Origin of the sequence: Bacillus sp. FJAT-28004, from assembly GCF_001280845.1 — a bacterium.
Taxonomy (GTDB): Bacteria; Bacillota; Bacilli; order Paenibacillales; family Paenibacillaceae; genus Pristimantibacillus.
The window spans coordinates 3,982,931-3,998,239 of record NZ_LGHP01000001.1; the positions used below are offsets into that span (position 1 = coordinate 3,982,931).

General features: G+C 45.8%; 15 protein-coding genes and 1 other RNA gene. 14 read left to right on the plus strand and 2 right to left on the minus strand.

The window, feature by feature from the left end:
• Window positions 1–4 precede the first annotated feature (4 nt).
• From tpiA to AC787_RS17475, 7 genes are all read left to right on the plus strand, one after another.
• The gene (gene tpiA, locus AC787_RS17445) at window positions 5–763 is read left to right on the plus strand and encodes a triose-phosphate isomerase (protein ID WP_054025942.1); all 759 of its coding nucleotides are present in this window, start codon (window positions 5–7) and stop codon (window positions 761–763) included.
• 1 nt (window position 764) lies between these two features.
• Complete coding sequence (gene gpmI / locus AC787_RS17450; RefSeq protein WP_054025943.1) at window positions 765–2,303, plus strand: 2,3-bisphosphoglycerate-independent phosphoglycerate mutase; 1,539 nt, start codon at window positions 765–767, stop codon at window positions 2,301–2,303.
• A 27-nt stretch (window positions 2,304–2,330) separates the two neighbouring features.
• Window positions 2,331–3,623, plus strand: coding sequence for a phosphopyruvate hydratase (gene eno, locus AC787_RS17455; protein ID WP_054025944.1), 1,293 nt, complete (start codon window positions 2,331–2,333; stop codon window positions 3,621–3,623).
• Window positions 3,624–3,741: 118 nt separating this feature from the next.
• Window positions 3,742–4,509: a sugar phosphate isomerase/epimerase family protein gene (locus tag AC787_RS17460; RefSeq protein ID WP_054025945.1), complete on the plus strand. Its 768-nt coding sequence runs from the start codon at window positions 3,742–3,744 to the stop codon at window positions 4,507–4,509.
• A gap of 98 nt (window positions 4,510–4,607) precedes the next feature.
• Window positions 4,608–4,844 (plus strand): preprotein translocase subunit SecG, encoded by a 237-nt coding sequence (gene secG / locus AC787_RS17465; protein ID WP_054025946.1) that lies wholly within the window; start codon window positions 4,608–4,610, stop codon window positions 4,842–4,844.
• Window positions 4,845–5,017: 173 nt separating this feature from the next.
• Entirely contained in the window at window positions 5,018–8,029 is a 3,012-nt protein-coding gene (rnr, locus tag AC787_RS17470) for a ribonuclease R (protein WP_414730987.1), read from the plus strand.
• 257 nt (window positions 8,030–8,286) lie between these two features.
• Window positions 8,287–8,487 carry a cold-shock protein gene (locus AC787_RS17475; RefSeq protein ID WP_028609190.1) on the plus strand — a complete coding sequence of 67 codons (201 nt, stop codon included), beginning with the start codon at window positions 8,287–8,289 and terminating at the stop codon, window positions 8,485–8,487.
• Between the two features lie 80 nt (window positions 8,488–8,567).
• Here AC787_RS17475 and AC787_RS17480 read toward each other — a convergent pair whose 3' ends face one another.
• Complete coding sequence (locus AC787_RS17480) at window positions 8,568–9,296, minus strand: copper homeostasis protein CutC (protein WP_054025948.1); 729 nt, start codon at window positions 9,294–9,296, stop codon at window positions 8,568–8,570.
• Window positions 9,297–9,432: 136 nt separating this feature from the next.
• Between AC787_RS17480 and smpB the strand changes: the two genes are divergently transcribed.
• Together smpB and ssrA are read left to right on the plus strand one after the other, a co-directional pair.
• Window positions 9,433–9,912, plus strand: a complete 480-nt coding sequence (smpB, locus tag AC787_RS17485; protein WP_054025949.1) for an SsrA-binding protein SmpB — start codon at window positions 9,433–9,435, stop codon at window positions 9,910–9,912.
• Between the two features lie 253 nt (window positions 9,913–10,165).
• Window positions 10,166–10,531: a transfer-messenger RNA gene (gene ssrA / locus AC787_RS32960) on the plus strand.
• Window positions 10,532–10,707: 176 nt separating this feature from the next.
• On the opposite strand, the gene AC787_RS17490 is transcribed toward ssrA, so the two are convergent.
• Window positions 10,708–11,103 (minus strand): VOC family protein, encoded by a 396-nt coding sequence (locus AC787_RS17490; RefSeq protein WP_054025950.1) that lies wholly within the window; start codon window positions 11,101–11,103, stop codon window positions 10,708–10,710.
• Window positions 11,104–11,516: 413 nt separating this feature from the next.
• Between AC787_RS17490 and AC787_RS17495 the strand changes: the two genes are divergently transcribed.
• The 5 genes from AC787_RS17495 (at window position 11,517) to AC787_RS17515 (ending at window position 15,309) form a co-directional block, all read left to right on the plus strand.
• On the plus strand, window positions 11,517–11,762 hold the full coding sequence (locus tag AC787_RS17495; protein ID WP_054025951.1) for an ABC transporter permease subunit: 246 nt from the start codon (window positions 11,517–11,519) through the stop codon (window positions 11,760–11,762).
• 343 nt (window positions 11,763–12,105) lie between these two features.
• On the plus strand, window positions 12,106–13,053 hold the full coding sequence (locus AC787_RS17500) for a family 43 glycosylhydrolase (protein ID WP_054025952.1): 948 nt from the start codon (window positions 12,106–12,108) through the stop codon (window positions 13,051–13,053).
• A 36-nt stretch (window positions 13,054–13,089) separates the two neighbouring features.
• Window positions 13,090–13,920: a metallophosphoesterase family protein gene (locus tag AC787_RS17505; protein WP_054025953.1), complete on the plus strand. Its 831-nt coding sequence runs from the start codon at window positions 13,090–13,092 to the stop codon at window positions 13,918–13,920.
• Window positions 13,921–13,962: 42 nt separating this feature from the next.
• On the plus strand, window positions 13,963–14,499 hold the full coding sequence (locus AC787_RS17510; RefSeq protein WP_054025954.1) for an MgtC/SapB family protein: 537 nt from the start codon (window positions 13,963–13,965) through the stop codon (window positions 14,497–14,499).
• 84 nt (window positions 14,500–14,583) lie between these two features.
• A complete protein-coding gene (locus AC787_RS17515; protein WP_054025955.1) occupies window positions 14,584–15,309 on the plus strand; it encodes a glycerophosphodiester phosphodiesterase in 726 nt (241 codons plus the stop codon).

Below are 15,309 nucleotides of genomic sequence, written 5' to 3' on the forward strand. Positions count from 1 at the left end.
AAGCATGAGCAACAGAAAACCGATTATTGCAGGTAACTGGAAAATGTTCAAAACGGTATCCGAGGCTGTAACATTTTTCTCCGAAATTAAAGGCAAAGCTGAAGTTGACGGTGTAGAGAGCGTTATTTGCGCGCCATACACAACGCTTCCAGCGCTTGTTGAAGCAGCAAAAGGCACTTCGATCGCAATCGGAGCGCAAAACGTTCACTTTGAGGACAACGGTGCTTTCACTGGTGAAATCAGCGGAGTAATGCTGAAGGATCTAGGCGTTAAATACGTGATTATCGGTCACTCCGAGCGTCGTGCTTATTTCGCAGAGTCCGATGAGATCGTGAACAAGAAAGTTCATGCTTCCTTCAAAAACAGCTTGCTTCCTATCGTTTGTGTAGGCGAGAAGCTTGAAGAGCGTGAAGCAGGACAAACGAAGGAAGTTTGCAAAGTGCAAACAGAAGCAGCTTTCCAAGGCGTATCTGCAGCACAAGCAGCTGAAGTCGTTATCGCATACGAGCCAATCTGGGCTATCGGCACAGGTAAATCTTCAACTTCCGAGGATGCACAAGATGTTATCGGTTATATCCGTGGTGTTGTTGCTGGTCTTTATGATCAAGCGACTGCAGATGCGGTTCGCATTCAATACGGCGGCAGCGTGAAGCCTAATAACGTTGCTGAGTACATGGGTCAAGCTGATATTGACGGTGCACTTGTTGGCGGCGCGAGCTTAGAGCCAGCATCCTACATCGCACTGGTCGAGGGGGCCAAGTAATATGGCTGCTCCAAAACCTGTAGCGCTTATTATTCTAGACGGCTTCGGTTTGCGCGATGATGTAACGGGCAATGCGGTTGCACAAGCAAAAAAACCGAACTATGACCGTTACTGGTCAACTTATCCGCATACGACATTAACGGCGTCCGGCGAGGCGGTTGGACTTCCTGAAGGTCAAATGGGCAACTCCGAGGTTGGCCACTTGAACATCGGCGCTGGCCGTATCGTTTATCAGGATCTGACTCGTATTAGTAAATCAATTCGTGACGGCGAATTTTACGACAATGAAACGATTCTTGGCGCAGTTCGTCATGTGAAAACGAATAGCAAAAAGCTTCATCTTTACGGCTTGCTATCTGATGGCGGTGTTCACAGCCACATTGAGCACTTGTTCGCTTTGCTGGAACTAGCGAAGAAGGAAGAGCTTGAAGAGGTATACATTCATGCTTTTCTTGATGGCCGCGACGTGTCCCCGGACAGTGCGAAGGGCTATCTAGAGCGTCTTCAAGCCAAAATCGAAGAGGTTGGCGTAGGCCGCATTGCGACGGTACAAGGCCGTTACTATGCAATGGACCGCGACAAGCGTTGGGAGCGTACGGAGAAATCCTACCGTGCCATGGTTTATGGTGAAGGCCCTCAATATTTCGATCCGATTCAAGCGGTAGTTGAATCCTACGAGAAATCGGTTTATGATGAATTCGTTATGCCAACGGTTATTATTGACGGTGAAAACAAGCCAGTTGGTCTTGTTGAATCCGAGGACGCGGTTATTTTCTTCAACTTCCGTCCTGACCGTGCGATTCAATTGTCGCAAGTATTCACGAACGAGGACTTCCGCGGCTTTGACCGTGGCGAGAGCCACCCTGTTAATCTGTATTTCGTCTGCTTGACGCTATTCAGTGAAACCGTAGGCGGATTCGTTGCGTATTCACCAAAGAACCTCGATAATACGCTTGGCGAAGTGCTCGTGCAAAACAACAAGACTCAATTACGTACAGCAGAAACAGAAAAATATCCGCATGTTACGTTTTTCTTCAGCGGTGGACGCGATCATGAGCTTCCTGGCGAAACTCGTGTGCTTATTAACTCCCCTAAGGTCGCAACGTACGACCTCAAGCCGGAAATGAGCGCATATGAGCTTGCGGAGTCCACAGTACGCGAGATTGAATCTGACAAGCATGACGCAATCATTCTGAATTTCGCTAACCCTGATATGGTAGGTCACTCCGGCATGCTGGAGCCTACGATAAAAGCGGTTGAAGCGACGGATGAATGTCTTGGCAAAGTAGTGGAAGCTGTACTAGCCAAAGGCGGCGTCTGCATCATCACGGCTGACCATGGTAATGCTGACATGGTGTTCGACGAGAATGGCCGTCCGTTTACGGCACATACGACGAATCCGGTTCCGCTTATCGTAACGAAAGCAGGCGAGACACTTCGTGAAGGCGGTATTCTTGCAGATATCGCACCGACAGTTCTTGATTTGCTTGAGCTTGCTAAGCCAAGTGAAATGACGGGCATTACTTTAATCAACAAATAATAAAACTTAAAAGGAGTGTTTTCTCACATGTCAATTATCGTTGATGTATACGCACGCGAAGTACTCGATTCCCGCGGGAATCCAACTGTAGAAGTAGAGGTTTCTCTTGAGTCAGGCGGCAAAGGCCGTGCAATCGTTCCATCCGGCGCTTCCACTGGCGCTTACGAGGCTGTTGAGCTTCGTGACGGCGACAAATCCCGTTACCTTGGTAAAGGCGTTTTGAAAGCTGTTGAAAATGTTAACACTGAAATCGCTCCTGAAATCATTGGTTTAGATGCACTTGATCAAGTAGCTATCGACCGCAAAATGATCGAGCTTGACGGTACTCCAAACAAAGCTAAGCTTGGCGCTAACGCGATTCTAGCTGTATCGATGGCAGTAGCTCGCGCAGCTGCTGACGCGCTTGATGTACCTCTTTACACTTACCTTGGCGGATTCAACGCTAAAGTGCTTCCGGTTCCAATGATGAACATCATCAACGGCGGCGAGCATGCTGACAACAACATCGACGTTCAAGAGTTTATGGTTCTTCCTGTTGGTGCTGAAAGCTTCAAAGAAGCGCTTCGTATCGGCGCTGAAATCTTCCACAACCTTAAAGCTGTATTGCATGAAAAAGGTCTTAACACAGCTGTTGGCGACGAAGGCGGCTTTGCTCCTAACCTTGGTTCAAACGAAGAAGCAATCACAACAATCATCTCCGCTATCGAGCGCGCAGGCTACAAGCCAGGCGTTGACGTATTCCTTGGTATGGACGTTGCTTCGACTGAGTTCTTCAAAGACGGTAAATACGTACTTGCAGGCGAAGGCAAATCGTTTACACCTGCTGAGTTCGTTGATCTTCTTGCTTCATGGGCTGACAAATACCCAATCCTTACAATCGAAGACGGTTGCTCCGAAGACGATTGGGATGGTTGGAAATTGCTTACTGAGAAGATTGGCAAAAAAGTTCAACTGGTTGGTGACGATCTGTTCGTTACGAACACTGAGCGTCTATCCGATGGTATCGATAAAGGCGTAGGTAACTCTATCCTTGTAAAAGTAAACCAAATCGGTACGCTTACTGAAACTTTTGATGCGATCGAAATGGCTAAACGCGCTGGTTACACAGCAGTTATCTCTCACCGTTCAGGCGAGAGCGAAGACAGCACAATTGCTGACATCGCTGTAGCTACAAACGCTGGCCAAATCAAAACAGGCGCTCCTTCCCGTACGGATCGCGTTGCGAAATACAACCAATTGCTTCGCATTGAGGACCAACTGGGTTCGACAGCTCAATACGCTGGCAAAACAGCATTCTACAACTTGAAAAACATCAAATAGGACGCAATTAGCGGCTTATTGAGAAGGGTATGCCTGATCAGGCATACCCTTCTTTTTTTTGGACTCGTGCAGGACATAATAGGAGGGTAAAGTATGAACGATTAGGCGGTGTGTAAGATTGGCGAAACCTGTAATAGGCATTCAAATGTATTCACTTCGAGATGAAACCGAGATTGATTTTTTGTCTACTTTAGAGAAGGTGGCGAAAATAGGTTATAAGGCGGTTGAATTCGCAGGATATTTCAAAACACCGGCGAAGGAATTGAAAAGTAAGCTGGATGAGCTAGGGTTAATCACACCCTCTGTGCATGTCCCGCTCAATTTTAGTGATACCAAACATATGGAATCTGATTTTGAAGGACAAATCGAGTATGCATTGGAGCTTGATGTTTCTTATATTATTACGCCCTGGGCACCACTCCCTGAGTTGCCCACGAAGGATAATGTGCAGCATTTAGTCGATGTATTCACAAAATGCGCGAAACAAGTGAAAGCAGCAGGCATGCAATACGGCTACCATAATCATGATTTTGAATTTAAGCTAGTGGATAAGAAACCTGTTATCGATCATATTTTGTCGGATATGCCAGAGGAGCTCTTGCAGATGGAGTTTGATTTGGGCTGGATTTATATCGCAGGTTATAATCCGGCTGACTATTTAAAAAAATACAAGGGGCGCGTTCCTTGCGTGCATCTGAAAGACTTCTTCAAAGGGCGGAAGGATGCAGAAATCGGCAAGGGCGAGGTTGGTTATGGTGAACTGCTAAATGAGATTGAACCTGCAGGCGTTGCGTATATGTTTGTTGAGCAAGAGCAATTTGATTCGAGCTCGCTCGAAAGCGCAGCTAATAATTTCAAATATTTGAAAGAACATGGTTTTACGTGATCAGCTAGATTAAGGGCTGTCCTATTGTAATTTGTGCCCATCTATGGTACACTCGATTTATGTGTTTCTACGGAGCTCCTATGCTGGAGGTGGAATGAATGGATATCATATTGAAAATCGTGCTCGTTATATTTTCTGTCGGCCTTATTGCTGTCGTATTATTGCAAAAAGGTAAAAGTGCAGGCTTGTCCGGAGCGATTACGGGTGGCGCTGAGCACCTTTTCGGAAAACAGAAAGCGCGCGGTTTGGATTTGTTCTTGCAGCGTTTGACAGTTGCTTTAGCAGCTGGTTTCTTCATATTGGCGCTTGTTGTTTCTTACTTCGTAAAACAATAACGAACACACACGCAGAAAGCGAGGATATTCCTCGCTTTTTTTGTATTTTCATCATATTCACGGATGCGCGGCTTCCATTTCGTGTATACTACATGTTATATGACAATCTATCAACCTGCTGCAAAATGCGCTATAGCAATATGACAGGTTTATGAGGAGAAAAAATAATAATGATTAATTACGAGCAGGAACTGCTTGATTTTATGAGGGAAACGGCATATAAGCCGATGACGTACCAAGAGCTTGAGAAACATTTTGGTATCGTAGATGCAGTGGAGTTTAAGGAGTTCCTTAAACTGCTGAATAAATTAGAAGATGAAGGTAAAATCATTCGTACGCCAAATGATCATTACGGCGTGCCGGAACGAATGAATCTATTGCGCGGTAAGCTGCAATCGCATGCGAAGGGCTTCGGCTTTCTGATACCGGATGAGAAGGATCATGGAGATGTGTATTTGCACGCCAATGATTTGAAGAGCGCGATGAACGGCGATATCATTCTGGTTCGCGTCACTTCGAGAAGTGAGCATGGGGGCCGGATGGAGGGCGAGGTCGTCCGTATTGTAGAACGTGCTGTTACGCAAATCGTAGGAACGTTCGAGGATCATGAGGTGTATGCCTTTGTCGTACCGGATGATAAAAGAATCAATCGAGATATATTCATACCAAAAGGCGGCTATCAAGGTGCTGTCTCCGGTCAGAAGGTCGTAGTTAAAATTGTCTCCTATCCAGAAGGGCGTTCTGCAGCTGAAGGGGAAATTGTCGAAATTTTGGGACATAAAAATGATCCCGGTGTCGACATCCTGTCGATTATTCGCAAACATCAGCTTCCAGAAGGCTTTCCAGATGAAGTAATGAGAGAAGCTGAGGCGGCACCCGATTCTATTACAGACGATGAGATTGTGCAGCAAGGCAGACGAGACTTGCGCGGTGAGGTCATTGTCACGATTGACGGTGAAGATGCAAAGGATTTAGATGATGCGGTGCATGTGAAGCGACTGGAGAACGGCAACTATTTGTTAGGTGTACATATTGCCGATGTTGGCTACTATGTAAAAGAAAATTCAGAGCTGGATCAGGAAGCCTATCTTAGAGGCTGCAGCGTTTATTTGGTGGATCGCGTTATTCCGATGCTTCCCCACCGTTTGTCGAATGGTATATGCTCGCTCAATCCACAGGTTGATCGTCTGACTCTTTCATGTGAAATGGAATTTGATGCTGCTACACTTAAGCGTGTGCGTCATGATGTGTTTACAAGTGTGATCCGCACGAAAGAACGTATGACCTATACCAATGTGAAAAAAATATTGACCGCGTCGGTAGAGGAGCCTCAAACCGAGCTTAAAGAGCGTTACGCCAGCTTGCTTGATATGTTTGGTTTGATGGAGGATCTGGCGATGCGTCTTCGTTCCAAGCGAATGAAGCGCGGCGCGATCGACTTCGATTTCCAAGAGTCTAAAGTTATCGTTGATGAGAACGGTAAAGCGGTTGATATTGTGAAACGTGAGCGTTCGGTAGCGGAGCAAATCATTGAGGAATTTATGCTCGTAGCGAATGAAACGGTAGCCGAGCATTTTCACTGGCTGCGCGTTCCGTTCCTTTACCGGATCCATGAAGATCCGTCGCAAGAGAAATTGCTTAACTTTGTCCAGTTTGCAGCGAACTTCGGTTATGTAGTGAAGGGCAAAGGCAATTCAATTCATCCAAAAGCATTGCAAACACTGCTAGAAGATATCCGCGGCACGAAGGAAGCAACCGTTATTTCTACGGTGATGCTTCGCTCGATGAAGCAAGCGAAGTACGATGCGGAAAGCTTGGGGCATTTTGGCCTTGCAGCCGAATTCTACTCGCATTTCACATCGCCTATTCGCCGCTATCCCGATTTGGTCATTCACCGTATCATTCGCGAGGTGCTTGATGGCAAGGGACAATTGACAGAAGCAAGACATGAATCGTTAACTGCTAGAATGCCGGAAATTGCGCAGCATTCATCGGAACGCGAGCGGGTAGCGGTTGATGCCGAGCGTGATACAGAGCAGTTGAAAAAATGTGAATTCATGCTCGATAAAGTGGGCGAAGAGTTCGAAGGTATTATTAGCAGCGTAACAAGCTTCGGGATGTTTATCGAGCTAGATAATTCGGTCGAAGGTTTAATTCGCTTGAGTGACATGTCTGATGATTACTATAACTTCCATGAGCAGCATATGATATTGGTCGGCGAGCGTACCTCTAAAGTGTACCGGATTGGCGATGAGGTTAAGATTCGTGTTACTCGCGTCAGTATGACCGAACACACGATTGACTTTGAGCTTGTAGATATGAAGCCGCGCAGCGGCTATAAGGGTATACCGAGCAGCGGTTTTGGCGGCGGTGAACGCGGCGGCAAAAAACGCGGCGGATTCGGTGATAGAGGCAAAGGCGGCAGAGGTGAACGTGGAGGAAACGCGGGCGGCAAAGGCCAAGGCGGAGCAGGTGAAGGCAACCGCGGCGGAAGAGGCGAGCGCGGAGCAAACGCAGGCGGTAAAGCCCAAGGCGGAGCGACCGAAGGTTATCGTGGCAAAACTGATCGCGGAGGAAACGCGGGAGGTAAAGGCCAAGGTGGAACAGCCGAGGGCAGCCGTGGTGGAAGAGGCGAGCGCGGAGCAAATGCGGGCGGTAAAGGTCGCGGAGGCAAAGGCGGACGCGGCGGATTTGGCGGCGGAGTCGATCGCAGCGTAGTCGGCATTGTCGAGCAGGCCAATCCATGGCGCATCGATGCACCTGATAGCGGGCGCGGCGGAGGCAAGCGGCGCGGACGGGGTGGCGACGGCGAAGCCGGAGCTAACGTGAACGACGGCGGAAAGCCGGCGGAACGTGGGCCGGGGCAAGAGGCGGATACGTCGCGCGGTAACGGCAGAGATTCGTCGCGCGGGAACAATTCGCGTACGGATATGTGGGGCCTGCCCATCCGCAATGGCGGCGGGCCAGGCGGAAATGGTCGTGGAGCCGGGCAGCGGCGCAACGATAGTAGTGGTGGCGCGAAGCGGCGGAATACGCCGGAGGGCGGCGTGGTTGGTAGTGAGCGAGGCGCGGATTCGCCGAGTGTGGAAGGTAGTAGCGGCGATGCGGTGAAGAGCAAGCGGAAGAAAAAAAGCGGAGGCGGCGGTAACACCACAGCTGCTTTTGTCCGGAAAAATCGCAAATAAAATAGGGGCGGCGACTTCCGTTCTATGGCATATTTGGAAGTCGCCGCTATCTGGGCAATTTGGGAAAATATATTTAAGCTCGTCACTTGCATTTTAATTCTGGGTATAGTACACTCAAATCAATCGATAATATGAACCTGAATTCACATATTGAAAAGGGTATCATTATAGTCATGAAACCCTTTCCAATGTGTGAATTTTTTGTTTAAAGACAAACCAGGCGCATATTAATATTATTTTTTTGGAGGTTTTTACACATGCAACAAGGTACAGTTAAATGGTTTAACGCAGAAAAAGGTTTCGGCTTTATCGAAGTTGAAGGCGGCAACGATGTATTCGTACATTTCTCCGCAATCACTGGCGAAGGCTTCAAAACTCTTGAAGAAGGACAACGCGTAGAATTTAACGTTGTTCAAGGCAACCGTGGACCACAAGCAGAAAACGTTGTAAAGCTGTAGTAGCTTACGAACGTTAATAAAACCGCCTTTGACCTTTGGGTTAAAGGCGGTTTTTTTTTATAAGAGGAATGTCTGTTTCTTTATTCGAATTCGTTAAGTAATTGACGGGCATGCCGAACGAGCATTCCATCAATAGGAGAATCTGTTCCACCGGTTCTAACGCCAGTTCCAAGATGAACGGCTTGTGCTCCGGTCGATTTTATAAAGGCAGGCAATGAAGGAACCGATAGACCGCTTCCAGGGAGTATGGTAACAGTATGTCCAATACTTTGTTTAACCAACCTATTAATTTGATCTTCTGCTTCAAGTACGCTTGGTTTGCCTCCCGAGGTAAGCACCCATTTAATTTGAGGATATTTTATGAGTGTGGCTAATGCTGCTTCTTGGTCGGGCACTTCATCGAATGCTCGGTGGAAGGTGACAGGACGATCACCAGCAGCTTCCAACAATCTTTCTAATGCATCAGTATTAATGGTGCCATCAAGCTGCAGTGTGCCTAAAACGAATGCATGAACGCCTAATGAGCGCATACTAATCATTTGAGTAGTCATTTCACTAATGTCGGCCTTATCGTATACGAAGGACTTGCTATGTGGCCTGACCATTGCGTGTACGGGATAGACTTTGGATAAAGGTGTATGGTTAGATTGCTCGAGTCGTTTAAGTGCCTCAAGCACCAATACCGTAACGTCCTCTTGTGGACTTAGTCCACCTTCATCAAAGGCTGAGATAAGCTCTACACGGTCCGCACCGTGCACTACAGCTGTAACCGCTTCATCTGCAGTCGTAGCAATGATTTCAAGCAGCATGGGAAATCTCCTTTTTGGCAGGGCGACAGAGCGGGTTGCTCCATGGCCGCCTTGATTTTCGTTGTTAAAGTTGTTACAATGAACACCAGTATACGTGCAACCATTATTTTAGCTTAATTAAGTCGAGGTGACTAGCATGGGTAAGAAGAGTGACGGCAAGCAGCTCGCCCAGAATAAGAAAGCTTCCCATGACTATTTCATTGAGGAAACGTTCGAAGCTGGCATGGTACTGCTGGGTACGGAAATTAAGTCACTGCGTACAGGCCGTGCAAACATTAGCGATGCGTTTGCTACTATCCGCAATGGGGAAATTTTCATACACAATATGCACATTAGTCCGTTCGAGCAAGGGAATATTCATAATCCTACCGATCCAACACGTGCTCGCAAGCTGTTGATGCACAAGATGCAAATTCATAAACTTCTAGGCTTATCTAAGCAAGAAGGTTATGCGATCGTGCCCTTGAAGATTTATGTGCGCAATGGATACGCGAAGTTATTGATTGGTCTCGGTAAAGGTAAGAAACAGTATGATAAACGGGATACGGCAGCTAAGCGTGATGCTCAGCGTGATATCCAGCGCGTGCTGCGCGAGAAACAGAAGGTTTCTAACTAAGGTGTTGTTTTCCATGGGAGCAAGCGACCACTGTTGCCAATAACAATTGTGCACGGAAGCTGCTGATTCGTGGTATACTAAAGCAGTAGCAACGGCAAGACAAACAATGCAAGTGCATTCGTGTTAGACAATCGGAACAGCCTGCTTTGTCAGATGCTGATCCTTAATCCTAAAGCTTCAATCTAGCTAAACATTAGTGTGGATGTACTCTTCGGAGTAGTGTTCATCTGCAGCTGATCGTTTATGCAAAATTGGGGGCGTTTATGGATTCGACGGGGATTGTACGAGCGCGGGTTGCGGGTAGCGGGGAGTCGTCCGCTTCATCAACGCTAAAGCCTATTAAACGGCAAACAACAAACAAACTACGCTTTCGCAGCCTAAGAAACTGTGTGCGTGCTTCTACCCAGCATCGTCCATGTGACTGGATTAGGGGCTAACAAGTAGTGGAATACGCTGTCTCATCTCCGCCTGCGGTGAGCTGAAGAAGACAATCAGGCTGACCTTAGCGAAAGCCGGTTACGGGGCGTTTGCTTGGGTGACATCAAAACTGTGACTACACCCGTAGAAGCCTGTGTGGCGTGATCTTCGGACAGGGGTTCAAATCCCCTCGCCTCCACCAACCATGAGAAACCCGACCGAATTAGGTCGGGTTTTTGCTATGTAATCCAAGGTTTGGATGTTTGCTATTTATCAGCTATATTTCAATTATGAAAATTCGCAAAATACTTAGTTCTAACATGAAAAGCCCGACCGCGTGAGGCCGGGCTTTTGTAAATATGCGGAAAAGGCAAACTGCTATTTTGCGTTCTCATCTGGCTGATGAATCCCAAATAAATTTCCTTCAGTGTCAATATAATACCCTTGCCACGCCATCCCAGGCAGTGCATACTTTGGCAATGCGAGCTTGCCTCCAAGATTAAGAATTTTTGCTTCAGTAGAATCGTAGTCTTCCACTCCCATTGTGCATGCATAACCATTCATGGCCTGGCCTGGTTGTGGGGAGGCACCTTGACGCTGCATCAAAGCTCCGTTGATTCCAAGTTCATTTGCATCTCCCGTCACAGCTCCAAAGTAGGGCATTCCAGCATAACTGCTCCAATCCTCAAAAGTCCATCCAAATATCTCTCCATAAAACTTCTTAGCACGCTCCATATTATCTACATGAATCTCGAAATGAACTAATCTTCCCATGACTTCCTCCTTAGTTTTGACTTCCATAATTTCTTCTATTATTATGTTTACCATTCCTACCTATAAATAATAAAATTATTGAAAATTTTTTATCTATGAAACGCTTAGATGACAAATGTGGCGTGATCTTCGGACAGGGGTTCAAATCTCCATACCCCCACCAAACTTATCAGAGGAGACACCTTGTCAGGTGTTTTTTTTGCATTCTCGGAATACATGGAGGTTAGAAAGGTATTCACTGAAAATGCCGAGATCTGCGACGATTTCTTCATATAGGCTAACAGCTTATATTCTTTATTATAACTTATATAATATGTACTAAATTTAATATATAACTTTAAAAATATCCTAAGTATAATAAACACAAATATATAGGCATGGTATTAAAAAATAGGAAAAGGAGGTATTACTCAATGTTTACCTTCAAAAAAGTGCGAAGTCTTTCTGCGGTAACAGCTCCCTATGTATTTATCGGCCCATCTAAGTTATTTATCATTGTAGCAGCTTTGAGAACGGTACCAAAAGAATTACATGAATCTGCACTCATTGACGGAGTAAACCGGATCAGGACTTTCTTTGGCATAACACTTCCAGTGATTAGAAACTTTATAGCTTTACGCAGTAGGACAGAAATTATGAGAGGTACTCAGGTCTTTTGAGAAAGCGTTTTCTATCCGAAACAGACTTACTATGCTGTGGGGGTGATTTTTATTACCATGAAAATGTGTGGTTATGTGGAGGTATAATCAACCATTAGATGTTGAAAAGATCCCTATTGTGCTACAAAGTTAAGGATATAACAACTTTTATTTAAACAACTGGAGAAATCGTATATGACCGGATACCCGCTGTACAAACATATCCAGGATATAATCGTTAATCAGATTCGCGAAGGAACTTTGCGACCGGGCGATCGGGTCTTATCTGAAAGCGAATAGGGATGGGAGATCTTCGCCTGTCGAGTAAACGAACTTAAAATAGTATAGGAGAGTGGGGAATCGTATGGGCAAAACTTTTGTGAATCCATTACTAGTGCATGGTGCGGATCCTTGGATGTATAAACACGAAGACGGAACCTATTATTTTATGGTTACAAGAAGAGATCGTCTGGATCTATGGAGATCAGACAATATTACGAATATCGCCAACGGTGACAAAAAGACAATCTGGATCCCGGAAGAGACCGGAATCAAAAGTAAGAATCTTTGGGCTCCTGAAATTCATTACATTAACAAAAAGTGGTATATATACTACACGGCGAATGATGGGGGCGGGGACAGCACTCGTAAAATATTCGTCCTTGAAAATGAAGAAGAAGACCCTTTTGAAGGAACCTGGACGGATAAAGGATCTATTAATACAGAATATGCAGGCTTGGACGGTACGGTATTTGAACATAGGGGCAATCTTTTTTTCCTATATGCGGGATATGGTCATTTTCCGGAGTATGGGTCTGCGATTTATATGGCAAAAATGATCAATCCTTGGACAATAGAAGGAGAAAACGTTCTGCTAAGTAAACCTACGGACCCATGGGAAATGCAAGGTGGTATGGCGATTAATGAGGGGCCTGTACTTTTGAGGAACAATGGGAAGATTTTTCTTATTTTCTCGGCTAGCACTTGTTGGTCTGATGACTATTCACTAGGTATGCTGACTTGCTCTGAACAGGATGACTTGATGAATCCAAAATCTTGGATAAAAACCCTAAGTCCAGTATTCCAAAAGAGCCTGGAAAATAATGTGTTCTGGCCCGGACATAATAGTTTTGTTAAATCACCTGATGATAACGAAGATTGGATAGTCTATCACGCAATTTCAGTGTCAGGCGCAGGAAGTGCGCATCGAAGTACTAGAGCACAAAAATTCGGATGGGATGAACAGGGTAATCCCGATTTCGGAATTCCGGTCCCGATCGATCATCCCATTGATGTGCCTTCTGGCGAATAATGCAATTGACTCAAATTTATATAGGGGAGAGATAAAATGATGCGTTTGGCGCTATTTGGAGATTTGCATTTTTTTGATAACAAATTTGTGCAAGGAAATGAAGAGCTGTTAAGGGCTAAAGAGTGTTTCTATGAAAGATATTTACAAAAGCTATTCGAAATTGAGGCAGACTTACACATCTCCCTTGGTGATTTGACCCACATGGGAACGGAGGAAGAATTCGAAAACGTATATCAGTATATTCGTAACTCCGGTATATCGTTTCGCCAAGTATTAGGGAATCACGATGCATATGAATTACCAAAAACTAAGCTTCAATCTTTGATTGATCAACCATTGAACGATGTATTTGAAACCAATGAGGCCCTGTTCGTGTTTGTTGATTCGACTAGAGAAATGGACCCGAAAGATTATAGCGGTCATCTTAATGCGGATCAATTGGAATGGTTGGAGGCACAAATGCTCGTTTCTCCATCAAAGCCAATCTTGGTTTTTGCCCATCATCCCCTATATAACACGACAACCGGATCTTTGGATGAAAAGATGCATATTGATCCGACCATTGATATGCGAGCAGTTTTACGAAAAAGACAAGGAAACTGTTTTTACTTCAACGGCCACAATCACGTACACTCCATTGTAAAGGAAGAACAATGGAACTTTATTCAGACTGCTGCCGGCTTGTGTCATCCTTCCATACGTATCGTGGAAATCGATAAGTCTGAAGTTCGCACCCGAATAGTAGCTATCGAGGATGAAGAAATAGTAAGAGCTGCGCAGATCCTATATGATAAATTGCCTCTTTATCATCGGCCATTAAATGCATATGGGCAAAATGCGGATCGGGATCATATCATGTTGTTTTAGTGGCATAAACTAAAAAGATCGCCCTGGAGTGGAGGGAAGGCAATGAATGATGCTCTGGCAGGCGCCGTGGCTGATATCGCACGTCATTTCGAGCTATACTACGAAGCGTATGTGCGAATCGTCCTAAGTGCGCTTGTCGGTTTAGCCGTTGGCTGGGACAGGGAAACCAAGAGCAAGCCTGCAGGTTTGAAAACGTATATGTACGTCTGCGTAGCTTGCTCCTTAATTACGCTGATATCCATTCACAGCGTCGGCAAGCTAAGTGGTCAATATCCGAACACGATGATGGACCCAATGAGGCTGGCCGCTCAGATTGTGGCGGGACTCGGTTTTCTCGGGGCTGGTGTTATTCTGAAAGATGGATTGAAGGTTAAGGGATTAACTTCGGCGGCCATGATACTGTTCGTGGGGGGATCGGGGATCGGGTTAGGTGCCGGCTTCTATGGTTTCGTGCTATTTGCGGTACTGACAAGCATGACGTTTGCTCGAATTGCCAACTATGTAGAGCGGCAGCGGTTCCAGAAAGCCTCTCGAATCGAACATCCGGCGGACTCGGAACTGGCAGTTGAGAAATACTAGAATTTCTCAACTGCCAGATTCACACGTTTACTTTATCAACCGAACGCTATTCATAAATTCTTAATAATAACGGAGGAAAAGACTATGAAAATCAGAGGCGTAGCGCATAGGGGTTATCCGGTGAGATTACCGGAAAACACATTATCTTCGTTTCAAGCGGCTATTGACTTGTCCTTTACGCACTTGGAGCTGGACGTCCATTTGTCCAAGGACGGCGTGCCCGTTCTGATGCACGATTTTGCCATTAACCGTATGACGGACGGACAAGGATTGATCCGCGATTATACGTTGGAGGAATTGAAAAGGTTCCGTGTGAAGGAGATAGAAACGATCCCGACGCTGGAGGAAGCGATGAAATTGCTCAAGGGCAACATTTCTGTGCTTATCGAATTAAAACAAACCGGAGACCGGTATCCGGGGCTGGAAGAAGCGGCACTGGATGTTATTCGCCGTACGGATACATTGGACCAATCGCGGATCATCGGCTTCGACCATTTTTCCATAGCACGTACGAGAGAACTTGATTCTGATATTGAATTGGGAATGATTTGCAACGGCAGTATGCCTTACGTTTTTCCGTTTATGAAGGAGATCCGCTGTACGTATCTCGGGGTGCACAAACAATTTATGACGCCGAAATATGCGGAGATGATTGCAGAGCACGGCATTGAATCCGGCCCTTGGCCGATTGATACGATTGAGGATATGGAGTTAATCGCAAAGAATTATCCGACATCTCTGATCACAACTGACAATCTGGAGCTTTGGGCGGATTTTTACCGCAAACATCCTGAATTACATATTTCTTGA

Bases quoted from the DNA above. Each gene is read 5' to 3' on its own strand.
- AC787_RS17475 (WP_028609190.1), top strand. From the start codon at position 8,287: ATGCAACAAGGTACAGTTAAATGGTTTAACGCAGAAAAAGGTTTCGGC.
- AC787_RS17480 (WP_054025948.1), bottom strand. From the start codon at position 9,296: ATGCTGCTTGAAATCATTGCTACGACTGCAGATGAAGCGGTTACAGCT.
- AC787_RS17495 (WP_054025951.1), top strand. From the start codon at position 11,517: ATGTTTACCTTCAAAAAAGTGCGAAGTCTTTCTGCGGTAACAGCTCCC.
- tpiA (WP_054025942.1), top strand. From the start codon at position 5: ATGAGCAACAGAAAACCGATTATTGCAGGTAACTGGAAAATGTTCAAA.
- AC787_RS17500 (WP_054025952.1), top strand. From the start codon at position 12,106: ATGGGCAAAACTTTTGTGAATCCATTACTAGTGCATGGTGCGGATCCT.
- eno (WP_054025944.1), top strand. From the start codon at position 2,331: ATGTCAATTATCGTTGATGTATACGCACGCGAAGTACTCGATTCCCGC.
- AC787_RS17510 (WP_054025954.1), top strand. From the start codon at position 13,963: ATGAATGATGCTCTGGCAGGCGCCGTGGCTGATATCGCACGTCATTTC.
- gpmI (WP_054025943.1), top strand. From the start codon at position 765: ATGGCTGCTCCAAAACCTGTAGCGCTTATTATTCTAGACGGCTTCGGT.
- AC787_RS17515 (WP_054025955.1), top strand. From the start codon at position 14,584: ATGAAAATCAGAGGCGTAGCGCATAGGGGTTATCCGGTGAGATTACCG.
- AC787_RS17505 (WP_054025953.1), top strand. From the start codon at position 13,090: ATGATGCGTTTGGCGCTATTTGGAGATTTGCATTTTTTTGATAACAAA.
- AC787_RS17490 (WP_054025950.1), bottom strand. From the start codon at position 11,103: ATGGGAAGATTAGTTCATTTCGAGATTCATGTAGATAATATGGAGCGT.
- smpB (WP_054025949.1), top strand. From the start codon at position 9,433: ATGGGTAAGAAGAGTGACGGCAAGCAGCTCGCCCAGAATAAGAAAGCT.
- secG (WP_054025946.1), top strand. From the start codon at position 4,608: ATGGATATCATATTGAAAATCGTGCTCGTTATATTTTCTGTCGGCCTT.